20 protein-coding genes and 1 pseudogene are annotated in these 24,725 nt (G+C 58.2%); 10 read left to right on the top strand and 11 right to left on the bottom strand.

Annotated features, from left to right (window positions below; translation table 11 throughout):
* Positions 1 to 6: 6 nt before the first annotated feature.
* The 8 genes and pseudogenes from V6582_RS25780 to V6582_RS25745 all read right to left on the bottom strand — a co-directional run bounded on the left by V6582_RS25780 (position 7) and on the right by V6582_RS25745 (position 9,395).
* Positions 7 to 1,353 carry an extracellular solute-binding protein gene (locus V6582_RS25780; RefSeq protein ID WP_156632417.1) on the bottom strand — a complete coding sequence of 449 codons (1,347 nt, stop codon included), beginning with the start codon at positions 1,351 to 1,353 and terminating at the stop codon, positions 7 to 9.
* A gap of 144 nt (positions 1,354 to 1,497) precedes the next feature.
* Positions 1,498 to 2,340: a carbohydrate ABC transporter permease gene (locus tag V6582_RS25775; RefSeq protein ID WP_156632418.1), complete on the bottom strand. Its 843-nt coding sequence runs from the start codon at positions 2,338 to 2,340 to the stop codon at positions 1,498 to 1,500.
* Positions 2,337 to 3,272, bottom strand: coding sequence for a carbohydrate ABC transporter permease (locus tag V6582_RS25770; RefSeq protein ID WP_156632419.1), 936 nt, complete (start codon positions 3,270 to 3,272; stop codon positions 2,337 to 2,339). Before V6582_RS25770 ends, V6582_RS25775 begins: the two co-directional genes overlap by 4 nt.
* Positions 3,265 to 4,365, bottom strand: coding sequence for an ABC transporter ATP-binding protein (locus V6582_RS25765; protein WP_156632420.1), 1,101 nt, complete (start codon positions 4,363 to 4,365; stop codon positions 3,265 to 3,267). Before V6582_RS25765 ends, V6582_RS25770 begins: the two co-directional genes overlap by 8 nt.
* A gap of 99 nt (positions 4,366 to 4,464) precedes the next feature.
* A complete protein-coding gene (locus V6582_RS25760) occupies positions 4,465 to 5,976 on the bottom strand; it encodes an alpha-N-arabinofuranosidase (protein WP_156632421.1) in 1,512 nt (503 codons plus the stop codon).
* Between the two features lie 209 nt (positions 5,977 to 6,185).
* Complete coding sequence (locus V6582_RS25755; RefSeq protein WP_156632422.1) at positions 6,186 to 7,112, bottom strand: ArsR/SmtB family transcription factor; 927 nt, start codon at positions 7,110 to 7,112, stop codon at positions 6,186 to 6,188.
* 79 nt (positions 7,113 to 7,191) lie between these two features.
* A pseudogene (locus V6582_RS25750) lies at positions 7,192 to 8,572 on the bottom strand (M20 family metallopeptidase).
* A gap of 82 nt (positions 8,573 to 8,654) precedes the next feature.
* Positions 8,655 to 9,395, bottom strand: coding sequence for a FadR/GntR family transcriptional regulator (locus V6582_RS25745; protein WP_156632424.1), 741 nt, complete (start codon positions 9,393 to 9,395; stop codon positions 8,655 to 8,657).
* 210 nt (positions 9,396 to 9,605) lie between these two features.
* Here V6582_RS25745 and kdgD point away from each other — a divergent pair, with 210 nt between their 5' ends.
* From kdgD to V6582_RS25695, 10 genes are all read left to right on the top strand, one after another.
* Entirely contained in the window at positions 9,606 to 10,511 is a 906-nt protein-coding gene (gene kdgD / locus V6582_RS25740) for a 5-dehydro-4-deoxyglucarate dehydratase (RefSeq protein WP_156632425.1), read from the top strand.
* 113 nt (positions 10,512 to 10,624) lie between these two features.
* Positions 10,625 to 12,541, top strand: coding sequence for an ABC transporter substrate-binding protein (locus V6582_RS25735; RefSeq protein ID WP_156632426.1), 1,917 nt, complete (start codon positions 10,625 to 10,627; stop codon positions 12,539 to 12,541).
* Between the two features lie 154 nt (positions 12,542 to 12,695).
* Complete coding sequence (locus tag V6582_RS25730; protein WP_012654022.1) at positions 12,696 to 13,679, top strand: ABC transporter permease; 984 nt, start codon at positions 12,696 to 12,698, stop codon at positions 13,677 to 13,679.
* Positions 13,676 to 14,839 carry an ABC transporter permease gene (locus V6582_RS25725; protein ID WP_156632427.1) on the top strand — a complete coding sequence of 388 codons (1,164 nt, stop codon included), beginning with the start codon at positions 13,676 to 13,678 and terminating at the stop codon, positions 14,837 to 14,839. Before V6582_RS25730 ends, V6582_RS25725 begins: the two co-directional genes overlap by 4 nt.
* A 9-nt stretch (positions 14,840 to 14,848) precedes the next feature.
* Positions 14,849 to 16,555, top strand: coding sequence for an ABC transporter ATP-binding protein (locus V6582_RS25720; RefSeq protein WP_156632428.1), 1,707 nt, complete (start codon positions 14,849 to 14,851; stop codon positions 16,553 to 16,555).
* The gene (locus tag V6582_RS25715) at positions 16,552 to 17,427 is read left to right on the top strand and encodes an SMP-30/gluconolactonase/LRE family protein (RefSeq protein ID WP_156632429.1); all 876 of its coding nucleotides are present in this window, start codon (positions 16,552 to 16,554) and stop codon (positions 17,425 to 17,427) included. Before V6582_RS25720 ends, V6582_RS25715 begins: the two co-directional genes overlap by 4 nt.
* A 33-nt stretch (positions 17,428 to 17,460) precedes the next feature.
* Complete coding sequence (locus V6582_RS25710; RefSeq protein WP_156632430.1) at positions 17,461 to 18,225, top strand: NAD-dependent epimerase/dehydratase family protein; 765 nt, start codon at positions 17,461 to 17,463, stop codon at positions 18,223 to 18,225.
* Positions 18,226 to 18,426: 201 nt separating this feature from the next.
* Positions 18,427 to 19,563, top strand: coding sequence for an alpha/beta fold hydrolase (locus V6582_RS25705; protein WP_156632431.1), 1,137 nt, complete (start codon positions 18,427 to 18,429; stop codon positions 19,561 to 19,563).
* A gap of 213 nt (positions 19,564 to 19,776) precedes the next feature.
* On the top strand, positions 19,777 to 20,511 hold the full coding sequence (locus V6582_RS25700; RefSeq protein ID WP_156632432.1) for an SDR family oxidoreductase: 735 nt from the start codon (positions 19,777 to 19,779) through the stop codon (positions 20,509 to 20,511).
* 53 nt (positions 20,512 to 20,564) lie between these two features.
* Entirely contained in the window at positions 20,565 to 21,407 is an 843-nt protein-coding gene (locus V6582_RS25695) for a fumarylacetoacetate hydrolase family protein (RefSeq protein ID WP_156632433.1), read from the top strand.
* Between the two features lie 163 nt (positions 21,408 to 21,570).
* Here the strand turns inward: V6582_RS25695 and V6582_RS25690 are convergent, their stop codons facing one another.
* From V6582_RS25690 to V6582_RS25680, 3 genes are read right to left on the bottom strand one after another with little or no spacing between them, the layout of a single operon-like run.
* On the bottom strand, positions 21,571 to 22,452 hold the full coding sequence (locus tag V6582_RS25690) for an efflux RND transporter periplasmic adaptor subunit (RefSeq protein ID WP_156632434.1): 882 nt from the start codon (positions 22,450 to 22,452) through the stop codon (positions 21,571 to 21,573).
* A complete protein-coding gene (locus V6582_RS25685; RefSeq protein WP_070147578.1) occupies positions 22,449 to 22,658 on the bottom strand; it encodes a DUF1656 domain-containing protein in 210 nt (69 codons plus the stop codon). The genes V6582_RS25690 and V6582_RS25685 overlap by 4 nt, the downstream gene beginning before the upstream one ends.
* A 5-nt stretch (positions 22,659 to 22,663) precedes the next feature.
* Positions 22,664 to 24,724: an FUSC family protein gene (locus tag V6582_RS25680; protein WP_156632435.1), complete on the bottom strand. Its 2,061-nt coding sequence runs from the start codon at positions 24,722 to 24,724 to the stop codon at positions 22,664 to 22,666.
* Between the last annotated feature and the right edge of the window lies 1 nt (position 24,725).

Raw genomic sequence — 24,725 nt, 5'->3', positions numbered from 1 at the left:
ATTTTATTAGAGATTGCCAAGCAGGTCATTCACCCGGCTTTGAGCATCCTTCAATGCCGCATCGACATCCTTCTGACCGGTTACGGCAGCGCTCATTTCTTCACCAATAATATCCTGGATCGGGAACTGGCGTTGCACTTGCGACGGCAGCGGCCGGCCAAGCTGGGCGATATCAGACACGGTATCGCGGTGTGGCAGGGCCTTGAAGGCATCCGAGTTCAGCACAGCCTGCACAGATGGCAGGTGGCCGGTGCGCGACCAATCGAAATCATTGTCGACGAAGAATTTCAGGAACCGCGCCACCGCCTTGGTCTGCTCGGGCGTGCGGTCCTTGACGGAAACAGCCCAGGTATGACCATCGGCAAACTGCGCGTGGTCGCCAGAAAACAGCTGCGGATAGGGATAAACGGCATAACCGCCCTTGTTCAGCGCCGTGCCCGGCTTGGCAGCCGAGGCATTATAATCGCCAATCATCCAGGTGCCGTTCAGATGAACACCGCCCGCACCGGCCAGAAAGGCGGTGATCGAGGCGCCGTAATCCATGTCCTTGGTGGTATAGCCCTTGGCAAAGATGGTCTTGTACATCTCCACCACCCGCTTGGCCTCAGGCGTGTCGAGCTTGATATGGGTCGGATCGGCGAAGAAGTCGGAGTTTTGCTGGAAAAGATAAGTATAGAGATTGCGCATATAGAGCGCCGTCTCATTGGCAAGGTTCTGCACGAAATAAGGCTTGCCGGTCTTCTGCTTGAACTGTTCGGCCTGGGCCAGAAGCTCTTCCGGGGATTTCGGCAGGATCGGCGTGCCGTCGGCATTGACGAGACCCGCCTGCTTAAACAGATCCATATTGATATGGTAGAGCATGGTCCAGCTGTCGATCGGCAATCCGTAGAACTTGCCGTCCTTGGTCGCCCCCTGCCGCGCCGCCTCGGTAAAGGTTTCAGGCTTGATGCCTTGTGTGGCCAAAAGCTCATCCAGCGGCATGATCAGGTTTTTGGACTGATAATCCGACAGGGCCGATTCATGGATCGTGACGATGTCAGGCGGATCATTGGAGGCAAATTGTGCGTTGAGCTGGTCGTAGCCCGGCCATTCCACCGTCGCCACCGAGACATGGATATCCGGGTTGTCGGCATTGAACTTGTTGATCAGCGAGGTCATGATTCCACATTCGCCGACCGACTTGCTGACGTCTGTATTGCTGCCATATTCGGCATCGCAGGCGCCAAAGAACCTTTGGACGTTCAGTTCCACCGGCTCCGCCGCAAAGGCGGCATGAGCAGTCATCAATGCCACCACCGGAATGGCGGTGCGCATCAGTTTCATGATCCTCGATTTGACTGGCTTGGCTTTCATGGTCTCTCCTCCCACGTGTTTCTTGTAATGTCCGGACAAAGGCTAGAGCATCGGACCGAAAACAGGAATCGGCGCGATGCTCTCAGTTTTTGTTTTCGCATCGGAATTTTCCGAAAACCGGTTCCCACTTTTCGGTCCGATGCTCTAGCGAACGGCTGCCCCCGACACCGCCGTGACGATATATTTCTGGAAAAACAGATAGATGATAAGGATAGGCGCTCCAGCAAACACCGCCTGCGCCATCAGGAAGCCGAGACCTTCGGACTGGCCGAAATTGGTCTGGGTCGAGGCAAGGCCGACCGTCAGCGTATACATGTCCTTCCTGGAGGCGGAAATCAGCGGCCAGAAATAGTCGTTCCAGGACGCCAGGAACGTGAAAATGCCAAGCGTCGCCTGGGCGGGCAGTGTCAGAGGCAAAAGCACCTTCCAGAAGATCCGAAAGCGACTAGCATTGTCCAGCAGGGCCGCCTCATCCAGATCGTGCGGGATGGCCCGGAAATATTGCGTCATCAGAAAAACGCCGAAAGCGCTGGATAGGCCGGGTAGCACAAGGCCCGGATAGGTATTGTGCAGGCTCAACATGCTGAAAATCTGGTGGCGGGCAACCAGAACCGCCTGTTCCGGCACCGCGAGCCCGAACAGAACGATCACGAACAGCACGTCTCGGCCCGGAAAATTCAGCCGGGCAAAGCCGTAGCCAGCCAGCGACGACAGGATCAGCGTACCGATGGTCAGGCTGATGGAGACGATCAGGCTGTTGAGAATCCAGCGAAACACCGAGGATGTCTGGATTATATTGAGATAGTTGCTGATGATATAGGGCGGATGAAACACCGAATTGGGGTCGGCCATCAGCACACTGTTTTCCTTCAGCGACAATCCGATCACCCAGAGTATCGGCAAAAGCATCACGAGCGATAACAGCACGACCAGCCCAAGAACGATCCGGTCGCCAAGCCTGTTGTGAGAGGAGGAAAAGCCGCTCATGCCGCATCTCCCTTGCGTCTGGTGATCAGATATTGCGCCATGGCGGCCAGCAGGATCAGAATGAAGAGGATTTCGGAGGCTGCGGCCCCGAGACCGAGATCCCAGCGGCGGAAAGTGACCTCATAGATATAGAGAACGATGGGTCTGGTGGCATTGTTCGGCCCGCCCCGCGTCATCAACAGCGCCTGACCAAACAGCTGGAATTGCAAGACAATCTGAATGACGACCACCAGAAGGAAGGTGCGCTTGATGGATGGCAGGGTAATGGCCGTCAGCGTCCGCCAACGGCTGGCATTATCAAGCGCCGCCGCCTCATAGATATCGCCGGGGATCTGCTGCAAGGCCGACAAAAACAGCATCATCGGCAGGCCAAGGCACCACCAGACGGTGGCGATGGCAATCGCGATCATCGCCAGATCCGGATCGGACAGGGCGGCGGGCGCCGTTGCGCCAAACCAACTGAAAATGGTGGCGAGCAAGCCGACTTGCGGAATGAACACGATCCGCCAGACCAGCGTGACGATGGTGACGGACAAGACCGAGGACGCGAAGAACAGGGTTCGCAGAACTGCCGCCGTCCGCGTCTGCCGGTTGAGCGCGAGCGCTAGAAAAAGCCCGAGCACCGCCAGCGTCGGCACCGTCAATGCCACGAAATAGAATGTATTCCAGATCGACTGGATGAAAACGGTATCGCGAAACAGCCGCAGATAATTATCAAAGCCGACAAACCGCCCGCTCGAAAACATATCGGCCTTATGAAAACTCAGCCAAATGCCCCAGAGCAGCGGAAAAACCAGAAGCGTGGTGAAAAATGCCAGGTAAGGCGCCACAAATAATGCATGGCTCCAGCGCGGAGCATGGATGCTCATCGACGCAGGGGCCGAACGGCGGCGCAGGCTCACACCCGGATGGACAGAAGAGCGGTCAGCCATCGGAGAGCGCCTCCGCATGCCGGGCGGTGCCATCCGCATCGAACAGATGGGCTTTTTCACCGTCAAAACCAAGGCCAATGCGATCGCCGATTTTCAGGCGCGTCTGACCCGCCGTTGCGGCCACCACACTCTGCCCGTCCGCCAATCGTGTATAGATCAGCGTTCGATCACCCAGACGCTCCAGCACATCGATAGTGCCATCGACATCGCCATCCTCAGGCGGCGTAACGTGAACCGCCTCGGCGCGAATACCGAGCGTCACAGCCGACGCGGCATTTGCCGGATCGATATGGGTTTCGATGCGCAGGCTCTGGCCGCAGGTGGCGACCATCCCGGATCTGCCGGGAGCAAAACCGGTGACATCGAGAAAATTCATCGCCGGTGCTCCGACGAAGCCCGCCACAAAGCGGGTTGCCGGGCGCTCATAGATCTGCATCGGCGTGCCAATCTGCTCGATGCGGCGGTTGTTCATCACCACGATCCTGTCGGCCAGCGTCATGGCTTCGGTCTGATCGTGGGTGACGAAAATCATCGTCGAGCGCAACCGCTGATGCAATTGCGCCAACTCGATACGGGTCCGGGTGCGCAACGCCGCATCCAGATTGGACAGTGGCTCATCGAATAGAAAGGCTTTGGGCTCCTTTACCACTGCCCGGCCAATCGCCACGCGCTGGCGCTGTCCGCCGGAAAGCTGCCCCGGCTTTCGCTCCAGCAGGTGATCGATTTCCAGCATCCGCGCCGCTTCGGCAATGCGCGCATCGATGACCGACTTGGAGACCTGAATATTCTCAAGCCCGAAGGCCATATTCTGGCGCACGGTCATGTGCGGATAAAGCGCATAGGATTGAAACACCATGGCCACGTCACGTTGACCGGGGGGCAGTCCGTCAATCCGCTCGCCATTGATGCTGATTTCGCCTTCATCAACGCTTTCAAGCCCGGCGATCATCCGCAGCAAAGTCGATTTTCCGCAGCCGGACGGGCCAAGGAAGACCACGAATTCGTGGGCCGGAATGGACAGCGACAAGCCATCCAGCACGGTCATGGCACCGTAGGTCTTGCTGACATTGCTGATTTCGATCTGTGCCGTCATCGCTATCCTCCTCCAAGGCGTCGCAAGGTCAGGAATTATTCCGTTCCGCCAGAGCATTTCCCTCCGCCAAAGCCGCGATAGACTTTGGCTGGAAATGCTTCAAACCTTCACCCGGATCATCTGGTAGGACAGCGCCGGAAACGACGCCGTCAGGCTTGTGCCATCGATAACCAGCCCCTCGCCGGGACGTGGCACCACCTCCGTCATCCGCTCCTGCGTATTGACCGCCTTCAAATCGGCATGGGTCATCACCTGATAATCGGCGATAGACGGCGCCGTGCCAAACCCCTGCAAATCAAATGTGGTTTCGATGGCCGCCTCTGAGCGATTGACGATGAAGAAAGCAATCGAGCCATCCGCCGTGTCATGCACGGCGGCAATGTCGAGACTGTCGACCTCACCAACCGCAGACGCCGTATAGGTCGGGCTTTTTACCCGCAGATCCAGCGCCGTGCCACGGCCATGCACCGAGGCGAACAGGAACGGATAGAAAATCGTCTGTCGCCAGGCCGGACCGCCCGGCGCCGTCATGATTGGCGCGATCACATTGACCAATTGCGCCAGGCAGGCGATGCGCACCACATTGGAGCGGCGGATGAAGGTGTTGATGATCAACCCGACCTGCAACACATCTTCGAAATTATAGATGTCCTCCAGCAATGGCGGCGCAAAGGGCCAGCCGTCATTACCCTGGAGAATTGCCTTGTCCTGCTCGTTGGAATGATACCAGACATTCCACTCATCGAAAGAAATATAGACGTCCTTGGAAGACCGTTTCTTGGCCTTTATGAAATCGATAACCCCAGCCACCGAGACGATATAATCATCGAGCTTCTTGTTCTGGGCCAGATAATTGGGCGTATCGCCCGCCTTGTTGTCGAAATACATATGCAAGGAAATGTAATCGACCTCATTATAGGTATGATCGAGAACGGTTGCTTCCCACTGCGGATAGGTCGGCATTTTGGCATTGGACGAGCCGCAGACCACCAGTTCCAGCGATTTGTCAAAAGCCCGCATGGCCTTGGCGGTTTCATGGGCAAGGCGACCATATTCATCTGCGGATTTGTGGCCGATCTGCCAAGGCCCATCCATCTCATTGCCCAGGCACCAGAGCTTCACATCGAAAGGCTGCGGCCTGCCATTGCTGATACGCAGATCGCTCCAATAGCTGCCGCCGGCATGATTGGCGTATTCCAGGAAATTGCGCGCTTCATCCAGCCCGCGCGATCCGAGATTGACGGCCAGCATCATCTCCGTGCCGACGGAGTCGCACCAATCGGCAAACTCGTGAAGACCAACCTCGTTGCTTTCGGACGTGTGCCAGGCGAGATCGAGGCGAACCGGGCGCTGATCCCTAGGGCCAATGCCGTCTTCCCAATTATAGGCGGAAACGAAATTGCCGCCGGGATAGCGCACGATCGGTACATTCAACTCCCGCACCAGATCGATGACATCGCGGCGCATGCCGTTTTCATCGGCGCTTGGGTGCTCGGGCTCATAAATACCGGTGTAAACCGCCCGGCCCAGATGCTCTATGAAGGAGCCGTAGAGCCGTGGATCAATCTCCGCAATGCTATAATCGGCATGCGCCAGAACGGTCGCCTTCATGTCATCCTCCCTATATATATCCAATATGATGATTTACACCATCTTGTTGGATATAAAATAGCGATTTTAGGAAGGCGTCAAGCTGAAAAACGACCCGATAGACGTGGAAATCAATGCTGCAACACAGCAAATCCTCAATGACAACAATGTGACAAGGGCATGACGGACGGCAGTCGCGCCCGGAACCTATCAATCACCAAAGCTGATATTCATTCGGTCCGGATACGGAGCACGATATCCTGATCGTAATTGCCAAATCCGCGTCCGAAAATGTTGATCCCACCGGGATGCCGCGCATCGTCGCGCACACCGATCCGCACCCGGATAGAGTGGTGTGCCAGCAGATCGATAGCATTGAGATCGATGGCCGAAATCTTGACACCATCAACGAACGTGCCCTCTGACGAAATTCGCCAATTCTTCAGCTTGCCATATTGCGAGCCCTTCAGCTTCCACCAGTCGGGCGTATAAACACCGCGTTTGTCACCGAAATCGCCGGGAGAGGTCCATGTGCCGACATCCGTACCATTGATCGACAAGGTGATGTCGGATGGCCAATCGGCACTGGTTCCGGGTACTTCAGAGCTCAGCTCCATGGCAATCTCGATTTCGCGGATCGCGCTGCCGGATAGCTTGGCATTGTTGGGGAATTGATATTCAACATAGCCTCTGGTGAACCAGATCAGCCCGGCTTTCATCCGTTCCGGATCAAGAAAGGTATTGGGCACATCAAGCAAGCCGATGATGCCTTCGGGCGAACAGAGACCGCAGGGTGCCGTCACCTCATAGCTGGTATAAAGCCCGATCGGCATCGCGACTTCGATGGCATGGGCATCGATCTTGCGCCGCTCGCTCTTGAAGACGACCAGCACCTCTTCGGCGGTCGGATAACAGATTTTCTGGCTGCCCTTGCGGGCCTTCTGGCTCTCCGTGCGGATCAGCCCCGCATCCTCCAGAACCTGAAGATTGGTGGAGACGGTGGATTGTGGCAGTGACAGTTCGGCGGCGATGTCATTGACATTCATCGCGCCTTTTTCATGCAACAGCTTGAGCATTCCGATCCGCAATGGCGAAGCCAGCCCTTTCAGAACTGCCATGCCGTCTTCGGGGTCGATCACAAGGAAATTTCTGCTCATTGGCTGATATTCATCCGAAAACAAGGTGTTTCACGAATGAATATCAGAATTCCTGATGCAATCAACAGATGCCAAAGTCTCAAATGGCTTTCAGCGAGGCACCCTGTTCGCCAATATCCAGAAATAGACCGGTCATCACCCGCATGCCCTCTTCGGCAATCGACAGAAGAGCGTGCTCGTTCGGTCCGTGCTGGCCGCATTCGGCATGGGAATGGGGAATCCAGATGGTCGGCAGGCCGAGAATGTCGGTAAAGGCGTCATTGGGCAGCGAGCCCGCCAGATTGGGCAGGACATGCACCGGCTTGCCGCTGGTGCGGGCTATGGATTGCTCGACAAACCGCACCCAAGGATGATCGGGGGAAAACCGGGTGGCGCGGAAAGCCTCGCCTCGGGCTGGCTCCACGGCCACCATGGGAAACCCATGGGCATCGAGATGTCGTCGTAAAGCGGGCAGAATGCCCTCCATATCCGTTCCCACCACGAAACGCAGACTGGCAGGTGGCACGTGCCGATCCGGCAATGGCATTTTGCGGTGCGTTGATATTGCCCGAGGATATGGCCAGAACCGCCATGGAATTCCAGCCGAAGACCCGCTCGGACGGCGTCAGATCCGCCTGGCCCCAGTTCGCGTCATGCTTGCGAGGCGGCAGGTCCTTGAGAGCTGCGCGAATTTCCGGGGTAAGGCTGGTCGGCAGCCATTCCGGGATCTGGATCTGGCCGCGCCTATCGACAATCGTGGCAATGGCATGGGCCAGAATGATCGCCGGATCGGCCAGCAAGCCGCCGAAATTGCCGGAATGGTGATCACCGTCGCGCAAGGTAACGTTGAGGTTGAAGGCAAAGCCGCCGCGTGAACCCATGAACATGGTCGGCGTATCGGCAGCCAATCGCGGCCCATCGGATGCGATCAGCACATCGGCGGCAAGCGCTTCGCGCTTGGCTTGGAAAAACTCACGCAAACCGTAGGAGCCGGTTTCCTCGGCCATTTCCAGGATGATCTTGACGTTGAAGCCGAGCTTACCCTTCTCTTTCAAAATCAGTTCCAGCGCCTTGATATTGATGAGATGCTGGATCTTGTTATCCGCCGTGCCGCGCCCGTAAAGCTTATCCCCCTCCTGATGCAGCACGAAGGGTTCGAGCCCGTCGCGCCAGCGATGCGCCTCGCCATTACAGACATCGCCATGCCCATAAATCAGCACGGTCGGCAGGCTGGCGTCCTCAATCAGGCTGGCGATCAAAAGCGGTGCGCCATTCTCTCGCGGATTGGCGAAAATCTCCGTGGCAAAGCCCAGGGACGACAGCAGCGGCTGAATATCCTCCACCAGATAGGCTTGCAGATCCTCCGGCTTGCCTTCCGACTGGCTGACCGAGCGGCGCGCGATAAGTCGGGCCAGATCATCCGTCAGCTTGCCGCCAAGCGCATAATCGGACGCATTGCGGATGAGTATCTCTCTGGTCATAAAACCTGCCTTTTGATTATTTTGCGACGCAATGCCAAGACAATAGAGGATGGGAAAGGAGAAGCGCAAACATCAATGCGCCTCAGCCACCCTCCTTGCGCAGATTCCGGGCCAGCGCCCGATGCCGCTCCTGGGATTTCTCGATATGCTCGCGCATGGCGGCGCGCGCACCCTGCGGGTCCTGACCGGAAATGGCGTCGGCAATCCGGCCATGTTCCTCCACCACTTGCGAAAGATAGGTTTCGCTGCGTGAAGATGCGAGGTTGGGCAGGTTGGAGCGTGGAATGGCCTGCGGGCCAAAGCTTTGCATGGCGCTCAGATAATAGCTGTTATTGGTGGCCCGGGCGATGGCCAGATGAAAATCGAAATCCGCCTTGGAGGTCGGCGCTTTTTCGGCGACAAGATCCGCCATCACCTCATTGGCCGCCCGGATCTCATATTCTTGTGCCGAAGAGCGGCGCACGGCGGCCAGCGCAGCGGCTTCCGTCTCGATTGCCACCCTGAATTCCAGCATTTCCAGGGTTCTCGGAATGCTGCGCTGCTCCTCCGTACTGAGGCGCATTTCCTGTCCTGGCAGGTCATCGACGACAAACACGCCCTTGCCCTGGCGGGCATCGACAAGGCCAGCAGCCCGAAGCTCGGCCAAGGCCTCGCGGATCACCGTGCGGCTGACCCCGAAGCGCTCGATCAGCCCCGGTTCGGTCGGCAATTGCGTGCCAAGCGCCAGCCGTCCGCCAACAATATCGGCACGCAAGGCTTCGATGACGCTTTCGGCCAGCCTTGGCTTGCGCTGTGCTTCACTCGGCGATGGGGCTTTGGCCATGGAAATCTCCATAAAGGGACAATTCGGGTTTTGGGCAGATATTGAACGGAATTCGACTGGACAGGTATTTTAAATCATAATATGACTTCGCTGGAAATCATGATATGACTCGGTTGCAGTCATTATAAAGCACGAGGATAGGTGCCCGTTCAAGTCTTTCGCGAAGAAGATCGTGTGGCACGGAGCAGTTGAACGCAGGAGAGGCGGACCATGGAACCGAATGAACTGAAACGTGCACTGGGCGCAGGCTTGCTGTCCTTTCCCGTCACCCCTTTCGATGACAAGGGCGAGTTCAACCCGGATGTCTATGGCGCGCATATCGACTGGCTGTCTGGCTATGACGCGACGGTGCTGTTTGCCGCTGGCGGCACCGGCGAAATGTTCTCGCTGTCGCCGGATGAGATTCCTGGCATCGTTGCCACCGCCAAGGCGGCATCGAATGGCGTGCCTATCGTCGGCGGCTGCGGCGGTGGCACAAGGGTTGCCGTCGAAATTGCCAAGGGCATCGAAAAAGCCGGCGGCGATGGCATTCTTCTGCTGCCACAATATCTGATCGATGCGCCGCAGGCAGGCCTCTATGCCCATGTCAAGGCCGTCTGCGATGCGGTTGGCTTTGGTGTCACCGTCTACAACCGCGACAATTGCGTGCTTCAAACTGAAACCATCCAGCGCCTGGCCGACGATTGCCCCAATCTGATCGGCTTCAAGGATGGCACAGGGGAACTCGGCCTGGTGCGCCGCATAACCGCGACGCTGGGCGACCGCCTCACCTATATCGGCGGCATGCCAACGGCGGAATTGTTTGCCGAGGCCTATCTGGGCGCCGGTTTCTCCACCTATTCGTCAGCCGTCTTCAATTTTGTGCCGCAACTGGCCTGCGATTTTTATAAGGGACTGCGCGCTGGCGACCGGGCGACCTGCGAAAGCATCCTCAATCGGTTCTTCTTCCCCTTCATGGACTTGCGCAGCCGCCAGAAGGGCTATGCGGTCGCGGCCATCAAGGCTGGCGTTCGCCTTCAGGGCTTTGCCGCCGGTTCGGTGCGCCCGCCCCTGACGGATTTGACCTCACAAGAAGTGGATATTCTGGCCGGGCTGATCGAGCCCTGGAAGCAGTGAGAAACAACGGACGAAAAGAATAGACCCGGGAGCGTCTGTTCTTTTCGGCTGGCGAATGCAGCAAAGCGACTTCTGCCCATCATAAAATCTATCTTTTCGGGAGGAAAAACACGATGAAGACCAGAAAACTGCTTGCCACAGTGGCGCTTGCCGCATTGGTGGGCATGCCGGTCATGGCGATTGCCCAGGACTACCATCAGGCGCCGCAGCTTGATGCGCTGGTCAAGGACGGCAAATTGCCACCGGTCGAAAAACGCCTGCCGGAAAATCCGCGCGTCGAGGACATGGTGGACCGGGTCGGCGTCTATGGCGGCTACCAGACCGGCGGATTGGTGGGCGGCAATGACCGCAACGCGCTGGCCAAGCTAACCGGCTACGAACCGCTGATGGCCTGGGACCGGGAATGGTCAGGCAAAATCATTCCCAATGTCGCGACCTCCTACAAAGCCAGCGATGATGCCACGACCTTCACCTTCGAATTGCGCAAGGGCATGAAATGGTCGAACGGCATGGATTTCACCGCTGAAGACATCGCCTTCATGGTCAATGACGTGCTTCCCGACGACAAGCTGTTTCCGGCTAAACCCGCCTGGATGCTGGTGGGTGGCAAACTGCCGGTAGCGACCGTCAACAGCCCGACCAGCGTCACCATCAAATTCTCCGGCCCGAACGGCCTGTTCCTCATGAATGTCGCGGGCGTGTTCGGCACGCAATTGACGCTGATGTCGAAGCAATATTGCGGCCAGTTCATGCCGAAGTTCAATCCAGATGCCGAAAAGCTGGCGAAGGATGCCGGCGACGCCAGCTGGATCGAACATCTGACCAACAAATGCGGATTGGAAATCGAGCAGGTCCAGCGCTGGCGCAATCCTGACATGCCCGTGCTCGGCCCCTGGAAGATCAAGGACCCCTATGTGTCCGGTGCCACCCAGGTGACGTTTGAGCGCAATCCCTATTACTGGAAGGTCGACCCTGCGGGCAATCAGCTGCCTTATCTCGATGGCGCCCGCTACAGCGTCAATTCGGATGTGCAGACCGTGCTTCTGGCGGCGATTGCCGGCAAGATCAACTATCAGGAACGCCATATCGGCGTGAACCAGAACCGTCCGGTGTTGAACGAAGGCGCGGACAAGGGTGGTTACGAGTTGATCGACCGGATTACCGGTCAGGGCGCGGATACCTCCTTTGCCTTCAACATGACCCACAAGGACCCGGAGATGCGCAAGATCTTCGGCAACAAGGATTTCCGGGTGGCGATGAGCATCGCCATTGACCGCAAATCGGTCATCGATGCGATCTATCTGGGCCTGACGCAGCCCAAACAGGTAGCGCCAAACGAAAACACGCTCTACGCCAATGACCGGCTGGCGCATCAATATCTCGATTACGACCCTGACAAGGCCAACAAGCTGCTCGACAGTATTGGCCTCGACAAGAAGGATGCCGATGGCTTCCGGCTTCGTCCTGACGGCAAGCGCCTGACCTTTACCGTCATCACGCCTGCGGCGCTGTCCAACTGGGGCGATGTTGCCGAACTGGTTATTCGCTACTGGCAGGCCGTTGGCGTCGATGCGCGCTTCCAGTCGATGGACCGCACGCGGTTCTACGAGGTCAAGAACAACAACGACCATGACGTGGCACTGTGGACCGGCGAAGGATATGGCGTCGATGCCCTGCTTGATCCGCGCCTCTATATGCCGGTCTCGATTGAATCCAACTATGCCGTCGCCTGGGGCAAGGCTTATCTGAAGATGCAAGGCGGAGAAGAGCCACCGGAGCCGGTCAAGAAACAGTGGGATCTCTATAACCAGATCAAGTCCACCACCGACCAGACCAAGCAGACGGCGCTGTTCCAGCAGATTCTCGATATTGCCGCCGACCAGTTCTACACGATTGCAATTTCGACACCGCCGGCGGGCTTCGCCGTCAAGGCCAAGAACCTGCACAACGTAATGAACAATGCGCCGACCTCCTGGGTCTATCCAAGCCCGGCGCCCAGCAATACCGAGCAATGGTTCATCCAGAACTAAGAGAGCTCCTCCCGACTTCGGGGCGCCGTCCGCGTGGCGCTTGCCCAACCTTGCGTCCCTCGTCCGGCGCCCCGAAGACCCCGCTTTTGGTCACCCCTTATCCTCCCTGCCCACGTCCATGGACAGGAATTTAAGACCCCGGAAAGGATCGTCGATGTTACGGTTCATCACATTGCGCGTGCTGGGTATGATCCCCGCGATGTTTGCCATTTCGCTTCTGACCTTCGTGGTGATCCAGTTGCCGCCTGGCGATTTCGTCTCGACGCTGGCCGCGCAGGCGGCTGAGACCGGCGACACCATGTCTCCTGCCCAGTTGGAGACCCTGCGCCAGCGCTATGGCATCGGCGAGCCGGTCGTGCTGCAATATGTCCACTGGATCGGCGGCGTGATGCATGGCGATTTCGGCTATTCCTTCGAGTGGAACCAGCCTGTCAGCCAATTGGTGATGCAGCGGATGGGGATGACGGCGCTGGTCGCTTTCATCACCCTGATGTTCGTCTGGCTGACGGCCCTGCCCATCGGCATCTATTCCGCCGTGCGCAAATATTCTCCGGGCGACTACCTCTTCACCCTGCTGGGCTTTATCGGCATGGCGATCCCGAATTTTCTGCTGGCCATCCTCTTGATGTATGTGGCGACCATTCACTTCGGCCAGAGTGTCGGCGGGCTGTTCTCGCCGGAATTCGCCAATGCTCCCTGGTCGTTGGCCCGGATCGGGGATTTTCTCAAGCATGTCTGGATTCCGGTGATCATCCTGGGCGCCAGCGGCACGGCTGCGCTGATCCGCGTCATGCGCGCCAATCTGCTTGACGAATTGCGCAAGCCCTATGTGGAAGCGGCCCTTGCCAAGGGATTGCCGGAACGGCGGGCGATCCTGCGGTATCCGGTGCGCGTTGCCATCAATCCGTTCATTTCCACCGTCGGCTGGGTATTGCCGACCCTGATTTCCGGCGAGTTGATCGTGTCCACCGTGATGAACCTGCCCACCGCCGGACCTCTTCTTTTGCAGGCGCTGAAATCCCAGGACATGTACCTGGCTGGTGCCTTCCTGCTGATGACCGGTGGCCTGGTCCTGGTCGGCACGCTGCTGTCCGACATCCTGCTTGCCATCGTCGATCCAAGGATTCGTCTGACATGACCGTGACATCTTCTCCCCTGCCCCACGCCGCACCGGGGACTGGCGCCCCGAACGAACCCCTGCTCGACAACCAGACGACCGGCGACCGCATGGTGGTCTCCTCGCAATGGGCGTTGATGTGGTTCAAGTTCCGCCGCCACAAGCTGGCGATGATAGGCCTGATCGCCACGGCGGCAATCTATTTCCTGGCGATTTTTGCAGAATTCCTGTCGCCAACCCTGCCGACGACCTTCAAGCCGCAATATACATTCGCACCACCACAGCCGATCAGCCTGTTTCACGATGACAAATTCCTGCCGCATGTGAAGGGCTATAAGAATGTCGTCGATCCGAAATCCTTCACCCGGGTTTTCCAGGTGGATGACAATGCGATCATCCCCATCGAGTTTTTTGCCCGCGGCGAAAGCTATGACATGTGGGGCCTGTTCACCACCAATCTGCACTTCATCGGCCCGCTCGATCACACCAAGCCTTTCTATATTCTGGGTGCCGACCGGCTTGGCCGTGATCTCCTGTCGCGCGTCATTTATGGCACGCGGATTTCCATGTCGATCGGCCTGATCGGTGTGTTTCTCAGCCTGGTGATCGGTCTGATCCTAGGCGGCATATCCGGCTATTTCGGCGGCATCATCGATAGTGTCATCCAGCGCACCATCGAGTTTATCCGCTCTATCCCGACCATTCCGCTGTGGCTAGGCCTTGCCGCCGCCATGCCGAAGGATTGGTCGTCGCTCAAGGTCTATTTCGTTATCCTGGTCATTCTCTCGCTGATCGGCTGGACCGAAATGGCCCGTGTGGTGCGTGGCCGCTTCCTGTCCTTGCGCACCGAGGATTTCGTTACCGCCGCAAGGCTGGATGGTGCCAGTGAAATGCGAGTGATCGGACGTCATATGATGCCCTCCTTCACCAGCCACATTATCGCCGCCGTCACACTGGCAATCCCGACAATGATCCTTGCCGAGACATCGCTGAGCTTCCTCGGCCTTGGCCTGCAACCGCCCATCGTCAGCTGGGGCGTGCTGCTTCAGGATGCCCAGAACCTGCGGGCGCTGACCCAGGCCCCCTGGCTGCTCGCGCCCGGCGTGGCTGTGGTGATCGCGGTGCTCAGCCTGAACTTCCTTGGCGACGGCCTGCGCGATGCAGCCGATCCCTATGCGTGAGGTAACTCCATGACATCGAACGTAAAGCCCCTCTTGCAGGTCAAGAACCTCAGCGTCGAATTTCCCGTGCATCGCCAGGTGATCCAGGCTGTCCGCAATGTTTCCTTCGATGTCTATGAAGGTGAAACCCTTTGCGTGTTGGGCGAAAGCGGCTCGGGCAAAAGCGTCACAGCCCGCGCCATCCTGAAGCTGCTGGCCGATCCCGGTCGGCTGACATCCGGTGAGATCCTGCTTGCGGGCGAAAACGGCAAGGCCGACCGCGACATCGCCAAGCTCAAATCTTCCAGCCCGGACATGCAATCGATCCGGGGTGGCCAGATCGCGATGATCTTCCAGGAGCCGATGACGTCGCTGTCACCGGTGCATCGGATTGGCGAGCAGATCATCGAAGCGATCCTGCTGCATGAAAAAATGGACAAGGCGCAGGCGCGCGCCCGTGCCATCGATCTGTTGCGCCAGGTGCGGATTCCCGATCCGGAAACGGCCATCGACCGCTATCCTTTCGAATATTCCGGCGGCATGCGCCAACGCGCCATGATCGCCATGGCTCTGTCCTGCAATCCGCGCCTGTTGATTGCCGATGAGCCGACAACGGCGCTCGACGTTACCACCCAGGCCGAAATTCTCGACCTGATCGTCTCGCTTCAGCGCGAGCGCGGCATGGCCGTGCTGTTCATTACCCACGACATCGGCGTGGTGGCTGAGATCGCTGACCGGGTGATGGTGATGTATCGGGGAGAAAAGGTCGAGGAAGGCCTGGCCGAACAGGTTCTGCGCCGTCCCGCCGCCGCCTATACCGCAGCGCTTCTGGGTGCCGTGCTGAAGCTGGAAACACCTTTGCCGCGCCGCACGCTTCCCGCCGCCGCCAAGCCACTGATGGAGGTTTCCGATCTCGAACTGCAATTCGGCTCGCGCCGCCGCTGGGGGGTGAAGCAGACATTCGGCGTCAAGGCCATCGACGGGGTCAGCCTGACGCTGGCGCCCGGCGAAACGCTTGGAATCGTCGGGGAAAGCGGATCGGGCAAGACCACGCTTGGCCGCACCATGCTGCAAATCTACAAGCCCACGGCTGGCCATGTGCATTATGCCGATGCCAAGGGTCAAGATGTTGACATCGCCAAAGCATCGCGCAACACCATGCGTCATCTCTATACGGAAATGCGCATGGTGTTTCAGGACCCACATTCTTCGCTCAATCCACGCATGACGGTGTTTGAAACCATCGCCGAGCCGATGCGGATGATGGGCCTGACCACCACCCAGATGCGTGAGCGGGTGGAATATCTGCTCGACCGCGTTGGCTTGCCAACCAATGCCATCAACCGCTATCCGCATGCCTTTTCCGGTGGCCAGCGTCAGCGCATTTCCATCGCCCGCGCCATCGCGCCCAATCCACGGCTGATCATCGCCGATGAGCCGACCTCGGCGCTGGATGTATCGCTGCGCCATCAGGTGCTTGATTTGCTGGCGGAATTGCGCGCCGAGCTTGGCATCAGCTTCATCTTCATCAGCCATGACATTACCGTGGTGCGATATTTCTGCGATCGGGTGGCGGTGATGCAAAAGGGCAAGATCGTCGAAATGGGCGATGCCGATGACATCTGCCTGCGGCCACAGCATCCCTATACCCAAAAGCTGATCGCCTCGGTGCCGCAGCCCGACATGTCGAGACGACGCAAGCCTTTAATCATGCCGCAGGCGCTGGAGTTGCAATGAAGGAATTTACGGCTGAACCGCTCGAAATTCCCGCCGTTACCGTCGCGGAAAGCCCGCAATGGCATGAGGATGCGCTTTGGTATTGCGATATCGAGGCCGGCGGCCTGCTGCGCTTTAATCCGCAAGATGCGAGCCTGAAACGCTGGACACTGGACGGCGCGCTCGCCTCCATCGCGCCAACGGATAGCGGCTTCATTGCCGGAACTTCGCTTGGGTTCGAATATCTGTCACTGGATGGCGACCGGCTGAAGCGGGACTTGCTGCATGCCCCTTTCACGGCCTCACCCGGCACACACATGCCCGGAACTCGTATGAATGATGGCATTGCCGATCCGTCAGGCCGTTTCTGGTGCGGCAGTATCGAGCCGAATAGTCCGCAGCTTGGCAGGCTGTTTTGCCTCGACAAAGGCCAGATCCGGGTGGTGCGCGACGGCTTTCGTACTCTGAACGGCCTTGCTTTCTCATCTGACGGCAGGCGACTCTATGTCTCCGACAGCCATCCGAGTGTCGCCAAAGTCTGGACGATGACGCTCGACGCCGATGGCATGCCCATGGAAAAACCGCAGCTTTTCGCCAATCTTTCCGAGTTTGGGGGACGCCCGGACGGTGCAACGGTGGATGAGGATGACGGCTACTGGATCGCCGCCTCCGACAGTGGCCGGGTCTTGCGGCTCGATCCCAAAGGCCGTCCCGATATGGTCATCCATGTGCCGACCACCAATCCCACCAACATCACCTTTGGCGGTCCAGATTTCAGGACGGCTTTCATCACCAGCCTGAAACCGGGCGGTAAGGGCAATGAGTTCGCAGGCCGGATCTTTGCCGTCGATCTGCCGGTGGCCGGGCGCAAACCGGACCGCTATATCGCTTGAGGCCTGAGACATGCTCTAGGCAAGGAGTATTTTATGACCCGTCTTCTGATCACCGGCGCCGCCGGCAATATCGGCACCACGCTTGCGCCCCGCCTTGCTGCACTTGGCTATGAGCTGGTGTTGAGCGACCTGCATGACGATGCGGCCCGGGGCATCAAAGGTGCCGATCTCGGCAATTTCGATGCGATCTGCGGTGTCATGCAAGGTGTTGATGGCGTCATCCATCTCGGCGGCATGGCCAATGAGGCATCGTTCGAAACCGTGCTCAATGCCAATATTCGCGGCACCTATCACATATTCGAAGCCGCAAGGCGCCTTGGCGTCCCGCGCGTGGTGCTGGCCAGTTCCTACCATGTCGTCGGCTTGCACCCGTTCGGCGCGCCAATCGATGAGACCGCGCCAATGCTGCCCGACAGTTTCTACGGCCTGTCCAAGGCCTATGGTGAGCTGCTGGCCCGCACCTATCACGACAAATGCGGCATTCAATCGGTCTCAGTGCGCATCGGCTCCTGCTTCGACACCGTTCGCAGCCCCCGCATGCTCACCACTTGGATCAGTGCCGATGATCTGACCCGTCTGGTCGACCGCGCCTTCAAGGTCGAAACGCTCGGCTGTCTGATGGTTTACGGCGTCTCCGATAACGATCGCGGCTGCATGGTGAGCAGCGATGCCGACAAACTCGGCTGGAAAGCACAGGACCGCTCACAGGACGCGCCAATGGACCAGGGCCGCGAAAGCGAGATCATTGGTCCACTGCTGGGCGGACCATTCGCCGAGGCCCCCCTGCCGCAAAATTAAACCACCACACCACGTCGCCTGACTTTTTTGGTGAAATCCGTTCTCATTAACGGCATAATGTCGTAGATAGACCATGATGAGGCCTCTTGGCTTCGTCGTGATTGTCCTCACTATCCTCTCCACCTAAGGGCGATGGATATGGAGATCATGTCTGCGGGGATCGTAAATGAAGACGATTTGGGCCAGCAACGGGCTGTTCGTATGAATCTCACGGCATTGCTGGTTGATCTCTGTCGCCAGGAATTGAAACGTGCCGTGTCGCCCGACGACAATCTGCTGGAAGACGGTCTGACCATCAACAGGGCCTTGCGCATCATTGACCGTTTCTGGCGGGAGACCTCGATAGAGCTGGATGTCAACAGTTTCTATCTCTGGCCAAGCCCGCAGGCGCTTGCCCGTGCCATCGAAAATGGCTCCTATTTGAGCCTGCCAAAAATCATCGAAATCAGGAAGGGTTGCGCAGACAAGACATTGATCGTCTTTGCTGGAGGCTTGAGCTGTTTTCTGGAAATACAGGACTTCATTCAGCGCTTGCACTTTCCGGGCCGAATTCTCGGCATGTCCCTGACGCCCTTCGATAATAGCAGTCGTGACCCGGCTGTGGTCGAGGATGAAATTCGCACCTGTCTCACCGCCCTGAAAGATGCTGGCATTCCCGGTCCCTATTGCTTGATGGGCTATTCCTTCGGCGGGGTTTTGGCGCTTGAACTGGCGAGAGCCATAAAAAATACTGGCGAGGAGGTTGCCTTTCTGGGCCTGATCGACACACCCCAAAGTGAGTATAACTGGCCTCTATCCATCTGGTTGCGATTCATGCTGAAACGCTTGACGCGGCGGCTGAAGACCGCAAAGCCCCGGCTTGACCCGACCGCCATACCGCCACCCCGGCAAACCGGAAATGAAGGAGGTCTCTCCATCAGAAATCAGTGGAGAGAAATGACCGCCCGCGCCGCTGGCATCGCCACCTATTTCCGCCCGTTTCTGTTTCGCTTCCACGATCCCCGCGACCCCGACTATCCGACAATGGCGCCGCAATGGATCGGCAATTACCCTCCCGGCTATGATCGAATGGCTCGTCAGCTTCTGAGAATGAAGGGACTCTACCGACCAAAACTTTATACTGGGCCTTTGACATTCTATCGGGCACTTGGCGGATCACCGATCGATTGCGATCCGAAGAGCATATGGGAGGCCTTTCTGCCGGGAGCGGAGTGGATCGACATGCGCGGCAATCACCAGAGCATTGTGATTGGCCGCAACGCCGAAACACTCGCCCGCGACCTGGATCAGCGGCTGAACGAATGCCTCAGATGTCCGTCAGATCCGCTCACCAAGTAAGCTTGACCGTACACCGGCCAGCGACCTATAGTTCATCGCACGCTCCCCGTAATGCATTATATATACACCACAATTTCTCCTTGAAACAAAAGAGGTCCAGGACGGAAATTGTGTAATAATCCAGCGGCGTCGAGAGGAAGACGAGCGATTCACCCGTCAAAATCCCCATCGCGTCGGCTGCAGAACGGCTGCCCAAATCAGGAGGAAAACCCAATGTCGTCGTCTCTTGCTCATAAAAAAGTGCTGATAACAGCCGCTGGCCAGGGCATAGGCAGGGCCAGCGCGCTGGCCTTTGCCCGCGCTGGCGCCACGGTCGTCGCCACTGACATCAATGAGCAGGCGCTGGCCAGCCTGGAAGCGGAGGCCGGCATCACTACACGCCGGTTGAACGTGTTGAAGGACGACGAGGTCAAGGCGGTGATTGCCGAAACCGGCTCCTTCGACGTGCTGTTCAACTGCGCCGGTTTCGTCCATGCCGGCTCGGTCCTCGATATGAAGGACGAGGAACTGGACTTTGCCTTCGACCTCAATGTGCATGCGATGGTGCGCACCATCCGCGCCGTGCTGCCTGCGATGATCGAAAAAGGCGATGGCGCGATCATCAACATGTCTTCGGTCGCCTCCAGCGTGAAAGGTGTCGCCAACCGCTGCGCCTATTCCATCACCAAGGCCGCCGTGATCGGCCTGACCAAATCCGTCTCCGCCGAATATGTCGCCCAGGGCATCCGCTGCAATGCGATTTGCCCCGGCACGGTGGAAAGCCCTTCGCTTCAGGACAGGCTGAAGGCGCAAGGCGATTATGAAGCGGCCCGCGCCGCCTTCATCGCCCGCCAGCCCATCGGACGGATCGGCACCCCGGAAGAGATCGCCGATCTTGCCGTCTATCTGGCCGGCGCCACTTATACGACTGGACAGGCCTATGCCATCGATGGCGGCTGGTCGATTTAGAGTTTGCCTTAAATTTCAGCCTAAGTGCCTAGAAATATGAAAGGAAATACCCGATGAAACTGATGCGCGTTGGCCCGATTGGCCAGGAAAAGCCAGCCCTTCTCGATAGCAATGGCAAGATCCGCGATCTCTCCGCCCATGTAACCGATATCGGCGGTGCGGCGATTTCGCCGGAAGGACTGTCGCAACTGGCAGCGCTTAATCCCGCGACGCTGCCGGAACTTGCGCCCAGCCGGATCGGCGCCTGCGTCTCCGGCACTGGCAAGTTCATCTGCATTGGCCTCAACTATTCCGACCATGCCGCAGAAACCGGGGCAACCGTCCCGCCCGAACCGGTCATCTTCATGAAGGCGACCTCAGCGATTTGCGGTCCCAATGACGAGGTATTGATCCCGCGCGGCTCGGAAAAAACCGATTGGGAAGTCGAACTTGGCGTCGTCATCGGCAAGACGGCAAAATATGTGTCCGAGGCAGAGGCCATGGACTATGTCGCTGGTTACTGCGTTTCCCATGACGTCTCAGAGCGCGCCTTCCAGACCGAACGAGCCGGTCAATGGACCAAGGGCAAATCCTGCGACACATTCGGCCCGATCGGTCCTTGGCTGGTCACCAAGGACGAGATCGCCGATCCGCAGAACCTGAAAATGTGGCTGACCGTCAATGGTGAGACCATGCAGGACGGCTCCTCCAAGACCATGGTCTACGGCGTCGCCTTTCTCGTGTCCTATCTCAGCCAATTCATGAGCCTGCATCCCGGCGATGTGATTTCCACCGGCACGCCACCGGGCGTCGGCCTGGGCATGAAACCACCACGCTTCCTGAAAGCTGGCGATGTGGTTGAACTGGGCATTGAAGGTCTCGGCACCCAGAAACAGGCATTCATCGCCGATATCTAAGGTTTTGTGGTTCAGTTAGCATCACGACAGGCAAGCATCAGGCTTGCCGTCATTAGCATATCAGCCCCGGCAATACATGCCGGGGCCTGAGATATCAGGGATCGCTGTGGCTTACTGCATACTTACGTAAACCGGAATCGGTTGAAGGAATTATGCAGGATCTTTACTTCCGTTCAGCCTGCGCTTCCGGTTGGATGTCCACTGTCGCCGTCAGGCCCGAGATCAGCCTTGTACCATCAGGGACATTTTCGAGATGAATGCGCACCGGCACGCGCTGCGCCAGCCGGACCCAGTTGAATGTCGGGGTGATATTGACCAGAAGGCCGGAGCTTGAATCGCGCTCGCGATCCTGGATGCCGGTCGCCATGCTTTCTACCCGGCCAGTCAGCACGGTTTTCTGTCCCATGATCCGCACCGACGCCCGGTCGCCTTCATGAATGCGCTGCAATTTGCTTTCCTCGAAATAGGCCTCGACCCGCAAGGTATCGGTGTTGACGACAGCCACCGTGGCCGTGCCCCTATTGACGAAATCGCCGACCTGAAGAGAGAAATTGCTCACCGTGCCGTTCACCGTGGATTTGACTTCAGTGCGATCCAGATCCAGCTTGGCAACGTCGCGGCTGGCAAGGGCTTTGTTATAGGAAGCCTGGGCCTGCTCCTGAGCAGACACCGCCTTGTCGCGCGCCTGGGCCGAAGCGGAATCGCCAAGCCGCTCTTCACGTTGGCTTTCGCGGACAGCCTCATCCAGCGAGGATTTCGCCTGATCGAGATCGGCCTGGGCCTGCTCCAGCGCCAGTTCGAACCGTTTCGCATCGACCCGGAACAGAACATCACCCTTACGGACTGTTTGGTTGTCCTTCGCCAGCACGTCGCTGACGGGGCCGGTGACATCAGGGGCAATCTGGGCGACATCGGCCCGAACCCGCCCGTCGCGCGTCCATGGCTCTTCCATATAATAGACCCAAAGGTGATAGCCGGCAAAAAGCGCGGCAACAACGACAACCAGGGTGACAGTGACCCTACCAAGAGACTTCAACATCGTCATGAGACAAACCAGCGTGTTAGAAAGGAAAGACCTGCCGTCAGCAGGACAAAGAGCGCAACATCGAAAAGGCCACGATGCCAGATGAGCCCATAGGCACCCATCCAGGCCAGCAGCTTGCGGATCACCATGCTGATCAGCAAGGCGATCAGCATCACCACGAAAAGGCGCGGGATATAGACGCCATAAATATCGAATTCAGTCGGCATTGACGTTACTCTGCTGCGAAAGAAAGTTGGCGGGGCTCGGACGGTGTGGACAGGCCTGGCGGTGGCGATTGACCAAACAGCACGCGCCTGAGGCCAACCAGCGCGTCGGTGACCCGACGCCCGCCATCACCCTCGTTGCGCATGACCGTCTCGAGCGCCCGGTCGATAGTGTCCTGCAATTGTGGCTGCGCCGGCCCTGAACCACCCCGCTTCAGCCGACGCCGGTAGTGGTCTGCAATGCCAGCCAGCACATCCGAGATGAGCCTGCCGCTTTCACGCCCAAGCGATGGCCGCTGCTGTTGTAGCGTCACGACATTGAAGCCAAGCCGGACATCGGCAAAGCCATCGACATCACCGAGATCGCGCACATTCAACGCCGCCAACCGGGGGACAAGCTGCCCAAGCCGGTCGAGACTGCGGCTGGAAAGGCGGTCGACATCTCCCGATCGCGATCCGGAAGCCGTATCGGCAAGATCCCGCCATCCCGACTTCATCAACCGCCGGGCCGCCAGTTCAGCCCCGAAAGGCTGGGCGACGGTGACCCAGAGTTGGGCAAAACCGATGCCGAGCAGGGTTGCCAGTCCGCCATTGGCAAAGCTGGTCAGATCGGCGGAATACTGATCCTGAATGGCGATCAGCGTGGCGCTGTTGACCGCCAGCAGCATGAAAAACATGCCCATTTGCGGGTTGCTCATCTTCAAGCCGATGAACAGGAACATCGGTGCCAGCGACAGCACCAGCATTTCAAAAGAGGTCACAGCCGGGAGAATGGCAAAGAGATAGACGAAAGCCACGACAATCGACAGCGCCGTCCAGATCAGCATTTTGCGGATCATCGGCGCTGGCCGGTCCTGGGCGGCAAAAAACGAACAGGACACCGCGACCATGGAAACGAAACTCGCGCCCTGGCTCCAGCCGCTGGCAATCCAGAATGCGCAGGCCAACAGAATGCCCACCACCACGACGGCCACTTTCATGGCCAGCAGTGCATGGTCGAAATGCCGGGAGCCTGTCAGGATACGTCTGGTGTGCAGGAGCGGCAAAGTCTCCGCCGCATGGCCGCCGCTGGCGATGTGATCACGCAGCGTCAGGCAATCCTGCCAGAGTTCGACGACATCCTTCAGCCGGGTCAGCAGGCTCGACAGAACGAGATCGTCCCAGCCATGCGGCTTATCCTGCTTCTGCAGGGCATCGATCCGAGCCAGCAGGCTGGCGCCAGCCTTTTCCGTCTCGACGCCACCACCCAGTTTGAACCAATCGGCGATATCATTGAGAAGGGCGATGAGGGTGTCATCCAGACCGGATTGCTGTTTGACAGCATGCAACCGGTCTGCCAGCGACGAAAACACCGGCAGCAGCATCAAAAGCCGACCGCGAAGCTCCCGCGCCTGACCAACCACATCCTTGGTTCCCGGATCGTAACTCAGCTGACTGATCATCAGGTCAAGACTGGACACGTCAGAGGCCAATTGCTGGCGTTTCAGCGGGGTGGACGGTATTGCACCTTCGCCGCGCAAGATATCTTCTGCCCAGGCACCAGCATCGGCCAGCCAGACATTAATCCGATCACTGAACAGTCGCCCGATACTGGAGGGAAACACCACCTGATTAACGAGCGTGGCGCAGAGAATGCCGAGCGTGATTTCCTCCGACCGCGCCAACGCCATATCGAAGACGCCACCGGGGTCACTGACACTGGGTAGAGCGATCAGCGGCAGCGTGTAACCGGCCAGCATGAAAACATAGGCACGCGCCGAACGGTCCAGCATCGACAAAAACAACAGTGTTCCGGTCCAGAGCGCCACGACCAGGGATAAAAGCTCCGGCGCATTGACGAAGACCGGCACAAACAAAACCGCAGCACTTGCACCCAGCAATGTGCCAAGCACACGGTACAGCGCCTTGGATTTGGTGGCGCCCGCAAAGGGATTGGAAACGATATAGACTGCCGAAACAGCCCAATAGGGCCGCGAGAGATCAAACATCAGAGCAAGATAAAGGGCCAGCACGGCAGCCGCGAAAGCCTTGCCGGAAAACACCCAATCTCTCCAGGTTGGTGCGACCATT

Source organism: Agrobacterium vitis, from assembly GCF_037039395.1.
GTDB classification, from domain to species: domain Bacteria; phylum Pseudomonadota; class Alphaproteobacteria; order Rhizobiales; family Rhizobiaceae; genus Allorhizobium; species Allorhizobium vitis_E.
Note: the sequence above shows the minus strand (reverse complement) of the source record. Positions and strands in the feature narration are given on the sequence as shown.

Coding starts and splice junctions, on each gene's coding strand:
- V6582_RS25690 (WP_156632434.1), bottom strand. CDS start 22,452: ATGACGATGTTGAAGTCTCTTGGTAGGGTCACTGTCACCCTGGTTGTC.
- V6582_RS25705 (WP_156632431.1), top strand. CDS start 18,427: ATGAATCTCACGGCATTGCTGGTTGATCTCTGTCGCCAGGAATTGAAA.
- V6582_RS25685 (WP_070147578.1), bottom strand. CDS start 22,658: ATGCCGACTGAATTCGATATTTATGGCGTCTATATCCCGCGCCTTTTC.
- V6582_RS25680 (WP_156632435.1), bottom strand. CDS start 24,724: ATGGTCGCACCAACCTGGAGAGATTGGGTGTTTTCCGGCAAGGCTTTC.
- V6582_RS25720 (WP_156632428.1), top strand. CDS start 14,849: ATGACATCGAACGTAAAGCCCCTCTTGCAGGTCAAGAACCTCAGCGTC.
- V6582_RS25725 (WP_156632427.1), top strand. CDS start 13,676: ATGACCGTGACATCTTCTCCCCTGCCCCACGCCGCACCGGGGACTGGC.
- V6582_RS25735 (WP_156632426.1), top strand. CDS start 10,625: ATGAAGACCAGAAAACTGCTTGCCACAGTGGCGCTTGCCGCATTGGTG.
- V6582_RS25695 (WP_156632433.1), top strand. CDS start 20,565: ATGAAACTGATGCGCGTTGGCCCGATTGGCCAGGAAAAGCCAGCCCTT.
- V6582_RS25710 (WP_156632430.1), top strand. CDS start 17,461: ATGACCCGTCTTCTGATCACCGGCGCCGCCGGCAATATCGGCACCACG.
- V6582_RS25715 (WP_156632429.1), top strand. CDS start 16,552: ATGAAGGAATTTACGGCTGAACCGCTCGAAATTCCCGCCGTTACCGTC.
- V6582_RS25730 (WP_012654022.1), top strand. CDS start 12,696: ATGTTACGGTTCATCACATTGCGCGTGCTGGGTATGATCCCCGCGATG.
- kdgD (WP_156632425.1), top strand. CDS start 9,606: ATGGAACCGAATGAACTGAAACGTGCACTGGGCGCAGGCTTGCTGTCC.
- V6582_RS25765 (WP_156632420.1), bottom strand. CDS start 4,365: ATGACGGCACAGATCGAAATCAGCAATGTCAGCAAGACCTACGGTGCC.
- V6582_RS25770 (WP_156632419.1), bottom strand. CDS start 3,272: ATGGCTGACCGCTCTTCTGTCCATCCGGGTGTGAGCCTGCGCCGCCGT.
- V6582_RS25760 (WP_156632421.1), bottom strand. CDS start 5,976: ATGAAGGCGACCGTTCTGGCGCATGCCGATTATAGCATTGCGGAGATT.
- V6582_RS25775 (WP_156632418.1), bottom strand. CDS start 2,340: ATGAGCGGCTTTTCCTCCTCTCACAACAGGCTTGGCGACCGGATCGTT.
- V6582_RS25700 (WP_156632432.1), top strand. CDS start 19,777: ATGTCGTCGTCTCTTGCTCATAAAAAAGTGCTGATAACAGCCGCTGGC.
- V6582_RS25745 (WP_156632424.1), bottom strand. CDS start 9,395: ATGGCCAAAGCCCCATCGCCGAGTGAAGCACAGCGCAAGCCAAGGCTG.
- V6582_RS25780 (WP_156632417.1), bottom strand. CDS start 1,353: ATGAAAGCCAAGCCAGTCAAATCGAGGATCATGAAACTGATGCGCACC.
- V6582_RS25755 (WP_156632422.1), bottom strand. CDS start 7,112: ATGAGCAGAAATTTCCTTGTGATCGACCCCGAAGACGGCATGGCAGTT.